20 protein-coding genes are annotated in these 15,869 nt (G+C 74.3%); 18 read left to right on the top strand and 2 right to left on the bottom strand.

Annotated elements, in window-relative coordinates:
* Window positions 1–36: 36 nt before the first annotated feature.
* Both O2V63_RS16895 and O2V63_RS16890 read left to right on the top strand, forming a co-directional pair.
* Entirely contained in the window at window positions 37–1,785 is a 1,749-nt protein-coding gene (locus tag O2V63_RS16895; RefSeq protein WP_269168704.1) for a proline--tRNA ligase, read from the top strand.
* Window positions 1,778–2,149: a ribonuclease E inhibitor RraB gene (locus O2V63_RS16890; protein WP_269168703.1), complete on the top strand. Its 372-nt coding sequence runs from the start codon at window positions 1,778–1,780 to the stop codon at window positions 2,147–2,149. Before O2V63_RS16895 ends, O2V63_RS16890 begins: the two co-directional genes overlap by 8 nt.
* Here the strand turns inward: O2V63_RS16890 and O2V63_RS16885 are convergent.
* Window positions 2,080–2,511, bottom strand: a complete 432-nt coding sequence (locus O2V63_RS16885) for a VOC family protein (protein ID WP_269165269.1) — start codon at window positions 2,509–2,511, stop codon at window positions 2,080–2,082. The two genes, O2V63_RS16890 and O2V63_RS16885, sit on opposite strands and share 70 nt — an antisense overlap.
* Window positions 2,512–2,665: 154 nt before the next feature.
* On the opposite strand from O2V63_RS16885, the gene rpsP reads away from it, so the two are divergent.
* The 16 genes from rpsP to O2V63_RS16805 all read left to right on the top strand — a co-directional run bounded on the left by rpsP (window position 2,666) and on the right by O2V63_RS16805 (window position 15,221).
* Window positions 2,666–3,184 (top strand): 30S ribosomal protein S16, encoded by a 519-nt coding sequence (gene rpsP / locus O2V63_RS16880; RefSeq protein ID WP_269168702.1) that lies wholly within the window; start codon window positions 2,666–2,668, stop codon window positions 3,182–3,184.
* Window positions 3,185–3,187: 3 nt separating this feature from the next.
* Window positions 3,188–3,424, top strand: coding sequence for an RNA-binding protein (locus tag O2V63_RS16875; RefSeq protein ID WP_014742367.1), 237 nt, complete (start codon window positions 3,188–3,190; stop codon window positions 3,422–3,424).
* Between the two features lie 44 nt (window positions 3,425–3,468).
* The gene (gene rimM, locus O2V63_RS16870; protein WP_269168701.1) at window positions 3,469–3,984 is read left to right on the top strand and encodes a ribosome maturation factor RimM; all 516 of its coding nucleotides are present in this window, start codon (window positions 3,469–3,471) and stop codon (window positions 3,982–3,984) included.
* Complete coding sequence (gene trmD, locus O2V63_RS16865) at window positions 3,981–4,727, top strand: tRNA (guanosine(37)-N1)-methyltransferase TrmD (protein WP_164701909.1); 747 nt, start codon at window positions 3,981–3,983, stop codon at window positions 4,725–4,727. Before rimM ends, trmD begins: the two co-directional genes overlap by 4 nt.
* Window positions 4,724–5,224 (top strand): NUDIX hydrolase, encoded by a 501-nt coding sequence (locus O2V63_RS16860; RefSeq protein ID WP_269168700.1) that lies wholly within the window; start codon window positions 4,724–4,726, stop codon window positions 5,222–5,224. Before trmD ends, O2V63_RS16860 begins: the two co-directional genes overlap by 4 nt.
* Window positions 5,225–5,384: 160 nt before the next feature.
* On the top strand, window positions 5,385–5,741 hold the full coding sequence (rplS, locus tag O2V63_RS16855; RefSeq protein ID WP_036339817.1) for a 50S ribosomal protein L19: 357 nt from the start codon (window positions 5,385–5,387) through the stop codon (window positions 5,739–5,741).
* A 136-nt stretch (window positions 5,742–5,877) separates the two neighbouring features.
* Complete coding sequence (lepB, locus tag O2V63_RS16850) at window positions 5,878–6,939, top strand: signal peptidase I (RefSeq protein ID WP_269168699.1); 1,062 nt, start codon at window positions 5,878–5,880, stop codon at window positions 6,937–6,939.
* A 193-nt stretch (window positions 6,940–7,132) separates the two neighbouring features.
* Entirely contained in the window at window positions 7,133–7,825 is a 693-nt protein-coding gene (locus tag O2V63_RS16845) for a response regulator transcription factor (RefSeq protein WP_269168698.1), read from the top strand.
* A 235-nt stretch (window positions 7,826–8,060) separates the two neighbouring features.
* On the top strand, window positions 8,061–8,825 hold the full coding sequence (locus tag O2V63_RS16840; protein ID WP_269168697.1) for a ribonuclease HII: 765 nt from the start codon (window positions 8,061–8,063) through the stop codon (window positions 8,823–8,825).
* Window positions 8,822–9,142: a DUF2469 domain-containing protein gene (locus tag O2V63_RS16835; RefSeq protein WP_036339823.1), complete on the top strand. Its 321-nt coding sequence runs from the start codon at window positions 8,822–8,824 to the stop codon at window positions 9,140–9,142. Before O2V63_RS16840 ends, O2V63_RS16835 begins: the two co-directional genes overlap by 4 nt.
* A gap of 128 nt (window positions 9,143–9,270) precedes the next feature.
* The gene (locus O2V63_RS16830) at window positions 9,271–9,651 is read left to right on the top strand and encodes a YraN family protein (protein WP_269168696.1); all 381 of its coding nucleotides are present in this window, start codon (window positions 9,271–9,273) and stop codon (window positions 9,649–9,651) included.
* Window positions 9,651–11,171, top strand: coding sequence for a YifB family Mg chelatase-like AAA ATPase (locus O2V63_RS16825; RefSeq protein WP_269168695.1), 1,521 nt, complete (start codon window positions 9,651–9,653; stop codon window positions 11,169–11,171). Before O2V63_RS16830 ends, O2V63_RS16825 begins: the two co-directional genes overlap by 1 nt.
* On the top strand, window positions 11,168–12,373 hold the full coding sequence (gene dprA / locus O2V63_RS16820; protein WP_269168694.1) for a DNA-processing protein DprA: 1,206 nt from the start codon (window positions 11,168–11,170) through the stop codon (window positions 12,371–12,373). Before O2V63_RS16825 ends, dprA begins: the two co-directional genes overlap by 4 nt.
* An 82-nt stretch (window positions 12,374–12,455) precedes the next feature.
* On the top strand, window positions 12,456–13,415 hold the full coding sequence (locus O2V63_RS16815) for a tyrosine recombinase XerC (protein WP_269168693.1): 960 nt from the start codon (window positions 12,456–12,458) through the stop codon (window positions 13,413–13,415).
* Window positions 13,416–13,493: 78 nt separating this feature from the next.
* Complete coding sequence (whiG, locus tag O2V63_RS16810; RefSeq protein ID WP_269168692.1) at window positions 13,494–14,261, top strand: RNA polymerase sigma factor WhiG; 768 nt, start codon at window positions 13,494–13,496, stop codon at window positions 14,259–14,261.
* 327 nt (window positions 14,262–14,588) lie between these two features.
* Window positions 14,589–15,221 (top strand): hypothetical protein, encoded by a 633-nt coding sequence (locus O2V63_RS16805; RefSeq protein WP_269168691.1) that lies wholly within the window; start codon window positions 14,589–14,591, stop codon window positions 15,219–15,221.
* A 96-nt stretch (window positions 15,222–15,317) separates the two neighbouring features.
* On the opposite strand, the gene O2V63_RS16800 is transcribed toward O2V63_RS16805, so the two are convergent.
* Window positions 15,318–15,839, bottom strand: coding sequence for a DUF4262 domain-containing protein (locus O2V63_RS16800; RefSeq protein ID WP_269168690.1), 522 nt, complete (start codon window positions 15,837–15,839; stop codon window positions 15,318–15,320).
* Between the last annotated feature and the right edge of the window lie 30 nt (window positions 15,840–15,869).

The raw sequence follows: 15,869 nt of genomic DNA, 5'->3' as shown, positions 1-15,869 counted from the left end.
GGACGGCGTCCGGCGGACGCCTGGGACACTCCTCCCGTGCTCCTTCGGATGTCCTCCCTGTTCCTGCGCACCCTGCGTGACGACCCCGCCGACGCCGAGGTCCCCAGCCACCGGCTGCTCGCCCGGGGCGGCTACATCCGGCGCGCGGCGCCGGGTGGGTTCACCTGGCTGCCGCTGGGCTGGCGGGTGTTCCGGAACGTCGAGCGCGTCGTCCGCGAGGAGATGGACGCGATGGGCGCCCAGGAGGTGCACTTCCCGGCGCTGCTGCCGCGGGAGCCCTACGAGGCGACCGGCCGCTGGACCGAGTACGGGCCCAACCTCTTCCGGCTCAAGGACCGGCGGGGCAACGACTTCCTGCTCGGCCCCACCCACGAGGAGATGTTCACCCTCCTGGTGAAGGACCTCTACGGGTCCTACAAGGACCTGCCGGTCTCGCTGTACCAGATCCAGACCAAGTACCGGGACGAGGCGCGACCCCGGGCCGGGCTGTTCCGTGGCCGCGAGTTCACCATGAAGGACAGCTACTCCTTCGACGTGGACGACGCCGGGCTGGACGCCTCCTACGCGGCGCACCGCGCCGCCTACATCAGGATCTTCGACCGGCTGGGCCTGGACTACGTGATCGTCTCGGCGATGTCCGGTGCGATGGGCGGGTCCAAGAGCGAGGAGTTCCTGCACCCGACGTCGATCGGCGAGGACACCTTCGTCCGCTCGCCCGGCGGGTACGCGGCGAACGTCGAGGCCGTCTCGACCGTCGTCCCGGAGTCGATCCCGTTCGACGGGCTGCCCGAGGCGCACGTCGAGGACACCCCCGACACCCCGACCATCGAGACGCTGGTCGCGGCGGCGAACGAGCTGTTCCCCGAGGCCGGGTACACCGGCGCCTCGACGCTGAAGAACGTCGTCGTCACCCTGGTGCACCCCGACGGCACCCGGGAGCCGCTGGTCATCGGCCTGCCCGGTGACCGGGACGTCGACACCAAGCGGCTGGAGGCGCAGCTCGCCCCGGCCGAGGTCGAGCCGTTCACCGACTTCGCCGCCCACCCCGACCTCGTCAAGGGCTACATCGGGCCGCAGGTCCTCGGCGCGGAGGGGAAGTCCGGCATCCGGTTCCTCGTCGACCCCCGCGTCGTCCCCGGCTCCCGGTGGATCACCGGGGCCAACGAGCCCGGCAAGCACGTGTTCGACCTCGTCGCCGGCCGGGACTTCAACTGGGACGGCGTGATCGAGGCCGCCGAGGTGCTGCCCGGCGACCCCGCTCCCGACGGCTCCGGCCCGCTGGAGCTGGCCCGGGGCGTGGAGATGGGCCACATCTTCCAGCTCGGCCGCAAGTACGCCGAGGCGCTCGACCTCAAGGTGCTCGACGAGAACGGCAAGCTGGTCACCGTCACCATGGGCTCCTACGGCGTCGGTGTCTCCCGCGCGGTGGCCGCGATCGCCGAGTCCACCCACGACGAGCTGGGCCTGGTGTGGCCGCGGGAGATCGCCCCGGCCGACGTGCACCTGGTCGCCACCGGCAAGGACGCCGCCGTCTTCGAGGCCGCACAGTCGCTGGCCGAGGAGCTGGTCGCCGCCGGGCTGACCGTGCTGTACGACGACCGGCCGAAGGTCTCGCCCGGGGTGAAGTTCAAGGACGCCGAGCTGCTGGGCATGCCGACGATCGTGACGGTCGGGCGCGGTCTGGCCGAGGGCGTGATCGAGGTCCGCGACCGGGCGACGGGAGAGCGGTCGGAGGTGGCGGTGGCCGACGCACCTGCGGCCGTGCTCGCCGCGGTCCGTGGCTGATTCGTCGCTCGCCGAGCAGCTCCGGCTGACCGCCGAGACGGTCGAGGCCAACCTGGGCCACGGGGACCAGGTGGACCGGCCGCGGCCGATCGACCACCTGGCCGGGTTCCGGTCCCGGTCGGCGGCGGTCGCGGCGGGCGAGGAGCTCACCGCGGCCGGCTACCGGGTCGACGGGCTGTACCGCCGCTTCCTCACCGTGTGGCTCGAGTTCAGTGCCATGACGGCGGTGGACCACGGGACCGCAGCGGGCTTCACCCGTGAGGTGGTCGGCATCGTCGAGCGGCACGGGGGCAGCTACGACGGCTGGGGTGGGTTCCTGGTGGCCGCGGAGTCCGGCGACGAGGGCACCAGCTCCACCTCGTAGCCGTCGCCGTCGGCCAGGTACGCAGCCCGGTGCTCGGGTCCACCGGCGAACGGGTGCCGGTCGGCGAACAACAGCGACCAGCCGTGGGCGGGGGCCTCGGCGACCAGCGCGTCCAGGTCGCCGTCCACCCAGAACGCCAGGTGGTTGAGCCCCGGCGCGCGTCGCTCGTGCCGGTCGCCGACCAGGGCTGGGGACTGCTCCAGGACGACGTACACGTCGCCGCTGGACCAGGAGCGCCCGAGCTCCCATGACTGGTACGGCCGGGCACCCAGCCGGGTGAGCAGCCACCCCCAGGAGCGCTCGGCCCGGGCGAGATCGGGCACCCACAGCTCGACGTGGTGGAGCAGGCCGGTCCTGGCCACAGCGGTCCTCCTGGGATCTGGCATCATGGTCTGTCGAACACGGCGGTGGGCGGCCCTCTCACCATCCCCGCTCGTGTCCAGCGCTCCGCCCCGGCGTACCCCCACGCGTCCGTCCGGCGAGCAACCACACACGTTCGAGGAGCACACCACACTCGTGGCCACCAAGATCAAGCTCATGCGCCTGGGCAAGATGCGCGCGCCGTACTACCGCATCGTCGTCGCCGACGCCCGCACCAAGCGTGACGGCCGCTCGATCGAGACGATCGGCAAGTACCACCCGAAGGAGGACCCGTCCTTCATCGAGGTCGACGCCGAGCGCGCCGCCTACTGGCTCGGCGTCGGCGCCCAGCCGACCGAGGCCGTCGCCGCCATCCTCCGGGTCACCGGCGACTGGCAGAAGTTCAAGGGCGAGCCGGCTCCGGCCCCGATGAAGGTCGCGGCCCCCAAGGCCGACAAGAAGGCCATCTACGAGGAGGCCGCGCGGGCCGCCATGAACGAGCCGTCCGCCGACGCCACCACGCCGAAGAAGAAGGCCGCTCCCAAGGCCGCTGCCGCTGACGCTCCCCAGGCTGCTGCTGACGAGGCGCCCGCCGCCGAGCCGGCCGCCGCCGAGGCACCGGCCGCCGAGCCGGCTGCGGCTGAGCCCGCCGCGGCCGAGAAGACCGCCGAGTAAGACGTGCTCGAAGAGGCGCTCGAGCACCTGGTCAAGGGCATCGTCGACAACCCCGACGACGTCGTGGTCGACCTCGTCAACGGCCGGCGCGGCAAGACCCTCGAGGTCCGGGTGCACCCCGACGACCTCGGCAAGGTCATCGGCCGTGGCGGGCGCACCGCCAAGGCGCTGCGTCAGGTGATGACCGGTGTCGGCGGTCGCGGCCTCCGGGTCGACGTCGTCGACACCGACGGGCGCTGAGCACTCCCGGCGCCTCCGGCGCCACCCCGCAGAACACCGACACCGTGGTGGTCGGCCGCATCGGCCGACCCCACGGTGTCCGTGGTCAGGTGACCGTCGAGGTGCGCACCGACGACCCCGACCTGCGGTTCGCCCCGGGGGGCACGCTGCTCACCGAGCCCGCCACCCGGGGGCCGCTGACCATCGAGGCGGCCCGCTGGCACAGCGGCACGCTGCTGCTCACGCTGCTGCTGCCCGACGGCACCGTGGTCGCCGACCGCGAGGCGGCTGACGCGCTGCGCAACACCATGCTCCTGGTGCCCGTCGCGGCCCTGCCGGAGCTGGAGGACCCCGACTCCTTCTACGACCACCAGCTGGTCGGGCTGGCCGCCGAGCTGCCCGACGGCTCCCCGGTCGGGGAGGTGACCGGCGTGCGGCACGAGGGCACCGAGCTGCTGGTGCTGCGCCGTCCCGAGGGCGGGGAGCTGCTGGTGCCGTTCGTCACCGCGATGGTCCCGACCGTCGACCTCGCGGCCGGCCGGCTGGTCGTCGACCCGCCCGAGGGGCTGCTCGACCTGTGACGTTCCGGATCGACGTCCTGACGATCTTCCCGGAGTACCTCGCCCCGCTGGGCCAGTCGCTGCTGGGCAAGGCGGCGGCCAGGGGCCTGGTCTCCGTCGGCGTGCACGACCTGCGGCAGTGGACCGACGACGTCCACCGCACGGTCGACGACTCGCCCTACGGCGGGGGGCCGGGCATGGTCATGCGCCCGGAGCCCTGGGGGAGGGCGCTGGAGGCCGTGCGTCCTCCCGGCACCCGGCTCGTCGTCCCCACGCCGGCCGGGCGGCCGTTCACCCAGGCGGTCGCTGCCCAGTGGGCGACCGAGCCCGGGCTGGTCTTCGCCTGCGGCCGCTACGAGGGGATCGACCAGCGGGTCGCCGACTGGGCCGCCGAGGGCGGTCCGGTCTCGGAGGTCTCGATCGGCGACTACGTGCTCGCCGGCGGGGAGTCCGCGGTGCTGGTGATGGTCGAGGCGGTCACCCGGCTCCTGCCCGGTGTCGTGGGCAACGCGGAGTCGGTCGAGTTCGACTCGCACGCCGACGGGCTGCTCGAGGGCCCGTCCTACACCCGGCCGGCGACCTGGCGCGGCCACGAGGTGCCGCCGGTGCTGCTCTCCGGTGACCACGCCGCGATCGCCCGCTGGCGGCGGGCCCAGTCGCTGCGCCGCACCGCCGATCGCCGTCCCGACCTGCTCGCCGGGCTGCCCGACGGGGCGCTGACCGCCGCGGACCGGGCCGCGCTGGACGCGGATCCCCAGGCGTGACGTCGCGGGTCTGGGTCCGCCCGTCGGCCCGGGTGCTGGTGCTAGACCGCGAGCAGCGGGTGCTGCTGTTCGGTGGGCGCGGCCTGCAGCCGAGCAGCGGAGCCGGGGGAGTGGAGTACTGGTTCACCCCGGGCGGTGGCGTCGAGGACGGCGAGGACCTGCGGACGGCGGCAGTGCGGGAGCTGGCCGAGGAGACCGCCCTGCTGGTCGAGCCGGCGGCGCTGGAGGGCCCGGTGTGGCTCCGCCGCTGGCAGGGCCGGTGGGGTGACACCCTGCTGGACGCCCGGGAGACCTTCTTCGTGCTGCGCGACGTGGTGCACGACGTCGACGTCAGCGGGCGCACCGAGCTGGAACAGCAGCTGGACGAACCGCACCGGTGGTGGTCCCTGGCGGAGATCACCGACAGCGGGGAGGCCTTCGCCCCGCGGGACCTCGCCGCAGCGCTGCCGGGGGTGCTCGGCGGCCCGTGGACGGGGCCGCCACGCGTCGTCGACTGAAGATGTGGCACAGTAGTGAGCTGCTGCAGGCTGTCGGCTCACCCCGACGGTGGCTCCGCACCCCTACCGGGTGGTGGAGCGCAGCCACCCGGTACGGATGCACCGGGACACCGCTGCCCGTACCACGACGACTTTCCCGCTAGGACTGAGGACTGCTGCGATGAACACCCTGGACGCCCTCGACGCCGCGTCGCTGCGCGACGACATCCCCACCTTCCGGCCCGGGGACACCGTGAAGGTGCACGTGCGTGTCATCGAGGGCACCCGTGCGCGTGTCCAGGTGTTCCAGGGCGTCATCATCCGTCGCCAGGGTGGCGGCATCCGCGAGACCTTCACCGTCCGCAAGGTCAGCTTCGGCGTCGGTGTGGAGCGCACCTTCCCGGTGCACACCCCGGTCGTCGAGAAGATCGAGGTGCTGACCCGCGGTGACGTGCGCCGGGCGAAGCTGTACTACCTCCGCGAGCTGCGCGGCAAGGCCGCCAAGATCAAGGAGAAGCGCGAGGTCGTCAGCCGCTGACCTCCAGCGATCTGAACGACCGGGCCGGCTGCACTCGCAGCCGGCCCGGTCGCGTTCGTGGGGGACAGCGCTGGCCGCACCGGTCGGCGGGTGGGTCGCCGGACGTGTCGGCCGGCGGACCGTACGCTGGGCCCCGATGAGCACGCACGGGCCTGCTGAGCCTGCCGACACCGGCGATGCCGGGCGTCCCACCTCCGCCGACCAGAACTCCGCCGACCCCACCGCCACGACCCCGACCGGGTCGGCGGCCGCCAGCCGAGGCCGTGGGCGGGAGGCCAAGAAGGGCTCCCTGCTGCGTGAGCTGCCGGTGCTGCTGGTCATCGCGTTCGTGCTCGCCCTGCTGGTGAAGACCTTCCTGGTGCAGGCGTTCTTCATCCCGTCGGGCTCGATGGAGCAGACGCTGCACGGCTGCACCGGCTGCACGGGTGACCGGGTGCTGGTCAACAAGGTGCCCTACTGGTTCGGTGAGCCCGAGCCCGGCGACATCGTGGTGTTCCAGGGCCCGGACACCTGGTCGCCGGAGATCGCAGTGGAGGAGCCCGCCAACTGGTTCACCGGTGCCGCGCTGACCCTGGGCCGGGCGATCGGCGTCGCCCCGCCCAGCGAGGACGACTACGTCAAGCGGGTCATCGCCACCGAGGGGCAGACCGTCGAGTGCTGCGACCCGCAGGGGCGGGTCGTGGTCGACGGCGAGCCGCTCGACGAGCCGTACATCCACCAGGACTCCCCGCTGAACACCGGGGGCTCCGGGGGGCGCGAGTTCCCCCCGGTCACCGTGCCCGAGGGGCGGCTGTGGGTGATGGGCGACCACCGCTCCGCGTCGGCCGACTCCAAGCAGCACATGGACGACCAGTACGCCGGCACCATCGCCGTCGACGACGTCATCGGCAAGGCGGCCCTGGTCGTCTGGCCGCTGGACCGGTTCACCCTGCTGGACAGCCCGGACATCCAGGCCGGCCAGGCGGACGCTGCTGGCGCCGTCGGGCCGGAGCCGGCACCGGTGCAGGACACCGCAGCCCTGGCCGCCCCCTACGTGCTCGGGCTCGGTGGCGCGCTGCCGCTCACCGCCTGGCGCCGGCGGCGTCGTTCCCGGGGCGCCCGGCTGACCGGGCCGTCCCGGCGCCCGCCGGGCACCGGCTGGCGCCGGGTCCGTCGACCGGTCCAGACCCGGCCCGGCCGGGAGTCGAACACCGACTGACCCGGGGCTCGGGTCGTGGTCGTCGAACCGCCGCGCCGGAGCAACACCCCCGGCTGTCCTGCCGCGTTCGGCATGATCTGTGCGCGATTGGCGCAGACTCCCCGAGAAGTTGTTCAAGCACTCCGTTCACTCGTCCGATGGACAAGCAGAGAGTCACCGGACCTTGAACGGAGAGTCAGCTGTGTCTACCCCGATGGCGAGCACCCCTCGCGGCGTCACCCGCGTCCTGATCCTCGCCGACGCCCCGGTCCTGCGCCGTGGGTTGGTCGGCATGATCAACGAGACCGCCGGCATGCAGGCGGTGGGCACCCCGGGGGAGCCGCGCCGCGCGCTGACCCTGGCGGAGTCGGCTCGGCCGGACGCGGTGGTGGTGGAGCTGGGCACCGGCCGGGCCGCGACCCTGAACGCGGTGCGGGACCTGCGTCGCCGGTTCCCGCAGCTGGCCGTGGTGGCGCTGGCGACGTCGGAGGACCCGGGTGTGGTGAACGAGGCGCTGGCCGCCGGGGTGCGCAGCTACCTGCTGATGAACACCTCCCCGACGCTGCTGGGCTGGGCCGTGCTCGCCGCGCGGGCCGGGCGGACCGTGGTCGACCCGCAGATCCGTCGCGGGGAGGGCTCGGCGGAGCCGGTGTCGCGGGAGCTGACCCCGGAGGTGCCGCTGACCCGCCGGGAGTCCGACGTGCTCGACGAGCTGCTCCAGGGCCAGTCGAACCGGGCGATCGGGAAGAACCTGTTCATCTCCGAGGACACCGTGAAGTCCCACGTGAAGGCGATCCTGCGCAAGCTGGGCGCCCGCGACCGGGCACACGCCGTCTCCCTGGTGCTCTCGGCACGCAACCCCGGCTGCAGCTGCGGCGCCCACGCCCTCACGTCTGCCGACGCCTGACCCGGCAGCCACGACCACGGTCCGCGCGCCCACGGCTGCGCGGACCGGATGGACCGCCGGAGCGGGCTCCGCTCCGGCGCGCCGGTCGGATCGGCGTCCGCGCCGCTGACCAGCCGCCCCGAGCCGGTCCCTGTTCCCCCAGGGACCGGCTCGTGGTGCGTCCCGGGGTGCGATCGGACGCGGACCCACCGGGTGCTCTGGCGGGTCCGGGGCGGCGACGTAGGGTCGGCAGGCGATGGCCGTTCGACCTGGTGCTGCAGACCCCACCGACGAGCTCTGGGTGATGGAGCGCTCGCTCCGCCGCCGGGGGTTCGCCGCCATAGCCGGGGCGGACGAGGCCGGGCGGGGCGCCTGCGCCGGCCCGCTCGTGGCCGCCGCGTGCGTGCTCCCCGCCGGACGCCGCGGGCGGGTGCCCGGGCTGGCCGACTCCAAGCTGCTCACCGCCGCCACCCGGGACGAGGTCTACGCCGAGGTCGTCGACCGGGCGGTCTGCTGGTCGGTGGTCGCGATCCCCGTCGGGGAGCTCGACGCGCGCGGCATGCACGTGACCAACATCGAGGCGCTGCGTCGCGCTGTCCGGGTGCTCGACCCGTGCCCCGACTACGTGCTCACCGACGGCTTCCCGGTCAGCGGCCTGTCGCAGCCCTCCCTCGCGGTGTGGAAGGGCGACCGGGTCGCGGCCTGTGTGGCGGCCGCCTCGGTGCTGGCCAAGGTCACCCGGGACCGGACGATGCTGGAGCTGGACGGACGCTTCCCGCAGTACGGGTTCGCCGAGCACAAGGGCTACATCACCGACGCGCACAGCGCCGCCCTCGACGAGCACGGGCCGTGCCCGGAACACCGGATGCGCTTCGTCAACGTCGCCCGGGCCCGGGCCGCACACGCCGCGCGGACGCCACCCCTGCCGGGAGCAGCGGCCATGCACGATGATGGACCGGTGCCGCCCGGAACCCCGGCTGCGGCACTGATGTCCCCGGCACCGATGGAGCACGCGCGATGAGCACCGAGGACCTCGAGAAGTACGAGACCGAGATGGAGCTGCAGCTCTATCGCGAGTACAAGGACATCGTCCGGCAGTTCTCCTACGTCGTGGAGACCGAGCGGCGCTTCTACCTGGCCAACAGCGTCGACCTCCAGGTGCGTGACGCCGGGGGAGAGGTGTTCTTCGAGCTCACCCTCTCCGACGCCTGGGTGTGGGACATGTACCGCCCTGCCCGGTTCGTGAAGAACGTCCGGGTGGTGACGTTCAAGGACGTCAACGTGGAAGAGCTGGACAAGCCCGACCTGGAGCTGCCGGACAACCCGCGGCTGCCCTGATCCCGGTCGCCGGTCACCCTGGCCGGCACTGAGGCGGGTCCGCCGGCCGCCGTCCACAGCGCGGCCGTCCGTCCACAACCCGGCCGGGGCCCTGGCCCCGCAGACCTCCCGACGGCGACGGTCGACGGGTGCCGAATCCGCAGAAGTCCCCGCCCGGCCACCGCGCCGCTCTCGGTGCCTACGGCGAACGGGTCGCCGTCCGGGCGCTGACCGACGCCGGCCTCCAGGTCCTCGATCGCAACTGGCGCTGCCGCGACGGTGAGCTCGACGTCGTCGCCCGGGACGGCCGGGCGTTGGTCTTCTGCGAGGTGAAGACGCGCACCGGCACCGGGTTCGGGCACCCGGCCGAGGCGGTGACCGCGAGCAAGCGCCGCCGGCTGCGGTCGCTGGCCCGTGCCTGGCTGGCGGCGCACGACCAGCACGCCCCGGACCTGCGCTTCGACGTCGTCGGGGTGTACGTGCCGTCGTCCGGGCCGGCCCGGGTGACGCACCTGCGGAACGCGTTCTGATGGCGCTCGCGCAGACCTGGTCGGTGGGGTTGGCCGGCGTCCAGGGGGCGATGGTGGAGGTGGAGGTCGACCTGGCGCCCGGGGTGCCGACCGTGGCGCTGGTCGGGCTGCCCGACGCCGTCGTGCGCCAGTCGGTGGACCGGGTGCGGGCCGCGCTGCTCAACAGCGGCCATGAGTTCCCGCTGCGCCGGGTGACCATCGGGCTGTCGCCGGCGGCCATGCCCAAGCAGGGCAGTGGGTTCGACCTGGCCCTGGCCGTCGCCGTGCTCGCCGGCGCCCGGGTGGTGCCGGCGGCCGCCGTCCGGGAGCTGGTGCTGCTGGGGGAGCTCGGGCTCGACGGGTCCCTACGGGCCGTCCGTGGGGTGCTGCCGGCCGTGCTGGCGGCCGCGCGGGCCGGCCACCGCGAGGTGGTGGTGCCGGAGGAGAACGCCGAGGAGGCCGGGCTCGTGGAGGGCATCGCCGTACTCGCGGCCGGGAGCCTCCGTCAGGTGGTGGCCCACCTCGCCGGGAAGGCCCTGCTCTCTCCGCACGTCCGGGCGGAGGCCGCCCCGGCGCCACCGGGGCCCGACCTGGCCGACGTGGTGGGGCAGGCCGCGGGACGCCGGGCGGTCGAGGTGGCCGCCGCCGGTGGCCACCACCTGTTCCTGAGCGGGCCGCCGGGCGCCGGCAAGACCATGCTCGCCGAACGGCTGCCCGGGCTGTTGCCCCCGCTGGACGAGCAGGCCGCCCTGGAGGTGACCGCCATCGCCTCCATCGCCGGCACCCTCCCGCCCGGTGCACCGCTGGTGACCCGGCCGACGTTCGAGGCGCCGCACCACTCGGCGACCATGGCCGCCCTGGTCGGCGGCGGCTCGGGCCAGATCCGTCCCGGAGCGTTGTGCCGTGCCCATCGCGGGGTGCTGTTCCTCGACGAGGCGCCGGAGTTCCCCCGGGCCGTGCTCGACACGCTGCGCCAGCCACTGGAACGCGGTGCGGTGACCATCCACCGGGCCAACGGGTCGGCGACCTTCCCGTGCCGGGCACAGCTCGTGCTGGCCGCCAACCCCTGCCCCTGCGCGAGTGCGGCCGGTGACACGGCCTGCACCTGCAGCGCCCTGGAACGGCGGCGCTACCAGTCGCGGCTGTCCGGGCCGCTGCTGGACCGGATCGACCTGCGGGTCACCCTGCCGCCGGTGACCCGGGCCGCCTGGCTGGACGGCCTGGGCACCCCGGAGTCGACCGCGGTGGTCGCGGCACGGGTGCGGGCCGCGCGGGCGGTGGCGGCCGAACGGCTGGCCGGCAGCGGCCTGGCGCTCAACAGCGAGGTGCCGGGGCGGCTGCTGCGGGAGCGCTGGCCGGTGCCGCGCGCGGCGCTCGCACTGGCGGAGCGGGCCCTGGAGCGTGGCTCGCTGTCGGTGCGCGGTTTCGACCGGGTGGTGCGCGTCGCCTGGACGTTGGCCGACCTCGAGGGCCTGGTCGTGCCCGGCGCCGACCAGGTGGACGAGGCGCTGGGCATGCGCCTGCAGCGGGCCGCGGCATGAGCGAGGGTGTCGACCCCGAGGTGCGGCGGGCGCGCGCGTGGTTGTCCCGGGCGCTGGAGCCGGGGTCGGTCGCGGTGTGGCGGTTCGTGGAGGACGCCGGCCCGGTGGCGGCTGCCGCTGCGCTGCGGGCGGGCACCGCCCCGGCCGAGGTGCAGGCGGTGGCCGGTGCCCGGGCGGGAGAGGACGCCAGCGTCGAGGACCTGCGGCGGGTGGAACGGTGTGGGGGCCGGCTGGTGACGCCCGAGGACCCGGAGTGGCCGGTGCTGCCGCTGCACTCACTGGCCCTCGCCACCGAGGACGGGCGAGGGCTGGTGGACGGTCGGCGGCCGAACCGCACGCTCACGTTGGTGCCGCCGCTGGCGTTGTGGGTGCGCGGGGCGGCGTCGCTGACCGGGTTGGTCGACCGCTCCGTCGCGCTGGTCGGATCGCGGGCTTCGACGGCCTACGGCGAGCACGTCGCCGGTGAGCTGGCGCACGGGCTGGGGGAACGGGGCTGGACGACCGTCTCGGGGGGCGCCTTCGGGATCGACGCCGCAGCGCACCGGGGTGCGCTGGCCGCCGGGGCACCGACCGTCGCCGTCCTGGCGTGCGGGGTCGACCGCGTCTACCCAGGTGCGCACTCGGCGTTGTTCGCCCGGGTGCTCGACGAGGGGCTGCTGGTCAGCGAGTGGCCGCCCGGGTGCGCGCCGCTGCGGCACCGCTTCCTGGTGCGCAACCGGCTGATCGCGGCACTGACGCAGGGCACCGTGGTGGTCGAAGCGGCTGCCCGCTCCGGCGCGCAGGCCACCGCCAACCGGGCGCGCGAGCTCGGCAAGGCGGTGATGGCCGTCCCCGGCCCGGTCACCAGCGCCATGTCGGTGGGGTGTCACCAGCTGCTCCGGGACCGCGAGCACGGCGTGGCGCTGGTGACCTCGGCAGCCGAGGTGCTGGAGGCGGTCGGCAGGCTGGGGGAGGACCTGGCGCCGCCGGTGGAGCGGGCGACCGAGCCTGGTGACTCGCTGTCCGACGTCGCCCGGCGGGTGCTGGACGCCTGCCCGGTCCGGGTGGGAGTGCCGCCGGAGCGGCTGGCTGCGGTCGCCGGGTGCTCGGTGGTCGACGTGCTGCGGGTGCTGCCGGCCCTCGAGCTCGCCGACCTCGTCGAGTGGACCGGCACCGGCTGGCGGGTCCGGCGGCCGCCCAGGGAGCGCCAGCCGGCTCGGTGACCCCTGACGGGTGGATGACCGCGGTGCCCGGTCTGCGGCGCGCCCGGTTGACCGGCCCGCCTCGCCGACGGACGCTGCGCCCATGGCCACCGGGACCGCAGAGCTGCGCGCCGCGCTCCCGCCGGCGCTCGCCGAGTCGCTGGCGGGCTGGGAGGAGCACCTGCGGCTCCAGCGGGACCTGTCGGAGCACACCGTCCGCGCCTACGTCGGGGACGTCGTCTCGCTGCTGGACCACCTGGTCCGGCGTAGTGGTCGCACGGTCGCCGACCTGGACCTCGCCACCCTGCGCAGCTGGTTGGCCCAGGGACGGACCCGGGGGGACAGCCGGTCCACCACCGCCCGGCGGGCCGCGTCGTCACGCTCGTTCACCGCCCACCTGCGCCGCAGCGGTCAGGTCGCCGAGGACGTCGGGCTGCGGCTGGCCAGCCCACGCGCGCACCGCACACTGCCCGGGGTGCTGGGCGCCGACCAGGCCCGCGCGGTGCTCGAGGAGGCGGCGCGCCCGCCGGCCGAGGAGGAGACCCCGGCCGACGCGGCGCTGCGGCTGCGCAACGTGCTCGTCGTCGAGCTGCTCTACGCCAGCGGGGTGCGGGTCGGCGAGCTCGTCGGGCTGGACGTCGACGACGTCGACCGCGGGCGCCGGCTGCTGCGGGTGCTGGGCAAGGGCCGCAAGGAGCGCAGCGTGCCGTTCGGCGCCCCGGCGGCCGACGCCCTGGAGGCATGGCTGGGGCAGGGCCGTCCGGTGCTCGCCACGGGGAGCAGTGGACCGGCGCTCCTCCTCGGCGTGCGCGGCGGCCGGCTGGACCCGCGGGAGGCCCGCCGGGTCGTGCACGCGGCGGTCGCCGCCGCGCCGGGCACCCCGGACATCGGCCCGCACGGGCTGCGGCACTCGGCCGCCACCCACGTGCTGGAGGGCGGCGCCGACCTGCGCAGCGTTCAGGAACTGCTGGGTCACGCTAGCCTCGCGACGACGCAGGTCTACACGCACGTGACCGTCGAGCGGCTCCGGGCGGTCCACGCTCGCGCTCATCCGCGGGCATGAGGACGGCGTCGGTGCACAGGACAGCAGAGGTCGAGCGGGGGAGTGCAGGTGTCTGAGGCGACGGTTCGGCAGGTCGGTGTGAGTGGGGACCCCGACGCCCACGTGATCGAGCTCTGGTCGCGCTACGTCGAGAACCGGGACACCGGGCTGCGCGACCGGCTGATCCTGCACTACGCGCCGCTGGTCAAGTACGTCGCCGGCCGGGTGGGCAGCGGCCTGCCGGCGCACGTGGAGCAGGCGGACCTGGTGTCCTACGGGACGTTCGGGCTGATCGACGCGATCACCCGCTTCGAGCCCGAACGGGAGATCAAGTTCGAGAGCTACGCGATGGCCCGCATCCGTGGCGCGATCATCGACGAGCTCCGGTCCACCGACTGGATCCCGCGCTCGGTGCGGATGAAGGCCCGGCAGTACGAGCGGACGGTCGCGGCCCTGGAGTCGAAGCTCCAGCGCAGCCCGACCGACGAAGAGGTCGCCGACGAGATGGACATGGACGTCGAGGAGATCCGCAAGTTCCTCGGCCAGCTGTCGCTGGTCAACGTGGTCGCCCTCGACGAGCTGCTCGTGGACGACGACGGCTCCGCTCCCCGCCTGGGTGACACGCTCAAGGACACCAGCGCGCTGGACCCGCAGGCGATGGCCGAGCACGGTGAGGCCCGGCAGCTGCTCGCCCGCGCCGTCGAGCAGCTCCCCGAGCGGGAGAAGGTCGTCGTCAGCCTCTACTACTTCGAGGGCCTGACCCTGGCCGACATCGGCCGGGTCCTCGGGGTGACCGAGAGCCGGATCTGCCAGCTGCACACCAAGGCCGTCCTGCACCTGCGCACCAAGCTGGCCGACATCGCCTGATCGTCGGTGACTGGGACCCGCCGTCTGGGTCTGCGCCGGGGCCGTCCAGCGCTCCTGGACGCCGGGTTCACGCCGTCCTCGGCCGCCAGACCGCCGCGCTGGAGGACTTTCTGGACACCGACCGGGTCGCCGCCACCAGCCCCCGCCCAGGCTCTCGGATCGATGTCGACGTGACCCTCCCCCTCACTCCCATCGACGGGTCGGTCACTGGCGTCACCATTTCCAGTGACTGACCCCGTCCAGGTAGACCAGAGCCCACCTGTCGGAGCCGATCCGTACACCGAGAGCGACGACACATCCACCAACCCGCCTCGGGGGACACGACACATGAAGGCCCTGCACACGCTCCGGACCATGGACGGCAAGAGCAGGCTCGCGCTCGTCATCGCCTGCGTCGCCGTACTCGGTGTCGCTGTCGGCGTCTTCCTGGCCCGCGGAGCCAACGACGGCCCCGTGACGGTCACCACCGTCGGGACGGACCGGTCCGCTGTCGAGCGCACCACCGAGTCCCCGGCAACCGACGACGACCGCGCTGCCGCGGAGGCAGCCCGAGCCCAGGCCGAAGCCGACGCCGCTGCCGCCGCGGACGCAGCCCGCCTCCAGGCCGAAGCCGACGCCGCCGCGGCTGCTGAGGCTGCTCGTCTGCAGGCCGAGGCCGAAGCCGCCACCGTGGCCCCGCCGCAGACCCAGACCGGTTCGCCCACCGGCAACTCCCGGCCCTCGACGGGCTCCCGGCCCGCATCCCAGGCGCCCGCACCCCAGGCGCCCGCACCCCAGGCCCCCGCACCTCAGGCGCCTGCGCCCGCGCCCGCGCCCGCCCCCGCTCCCGCTCCGGCGCCTCAACCGCCGCAGATCGCGGTCCCCAACGGCACCACCTACTACAACGTCACTCCGGAGCAGGTCGAGCAGAACTACGTCCCGCCGACGCCACCTGGCTACACCGGCGGCATCACCGGCTGACCACCCCACTGGTTCGTCGTCGTGTCGTCCCCGACCTCATCGAGCAGCTGCTGATCGAGGGGCTCTGATCCCAGCCGGGACGGAGGACAGCCGAGATCAGCTGTCGGCCGACCCGTCACCCGGCAGCGGCCCCAGCAGCGGTTGGGCCTCCGGCGGGTTCCGGTGGCCCTCCTGCCAGGGCAGCCGGCCGGTCGAGTCCGGCCAGACGAGCTGGAGCACCTCGATCGAGCCGTAGAACTGCTCGGCGACCGCGAGCCGTGCGGTGTCCTCGACCGCGAGGAAGACCACCGGGGAGTCGGCGTCGGTCAGCCCGGTCGTGGCCGCGCCGGGGCCGAAGCGGGCACCGCCGCGCACCGCCTCGCCCACGAGGTTGAGGTACTTCTCCCCGGCCGGGAACGGCAGCCCCACGACGATCACCTCGGGGTGCCCGAGCGCGGTCAGCCCGACGGTGTGCGACCACCGCGGGTCACCCGGGCCGCCTCCGCCGCCGTGCAGCACCGCCCAGCCGAACCGGTCGACCACCTGCCGCAGGCCGTCCAGCACCTGACCGGGGTCCTGGTCGGGGGCCTGCTGCTCGGTGGCCTGCTCTTCGGGGGCCTTCTTCCGTCGCCAACGCACGCCCGGACGGTAGCGCCGTCACCGCCGTCC

The organism is Modestobacter sp. VKM Ac-2977, from assembly GCF_026968045.1.
Classification (GTDB): Bacteria; Actinomycetota; Actinomycetes; order Mycobacteriales; family Geodermatophilaceae; genus Modestobacter.
Note: the sequence above shows the minus strand (reverse complement) of the source record. Positions and strands in the feature narration are given on the sequence as shown.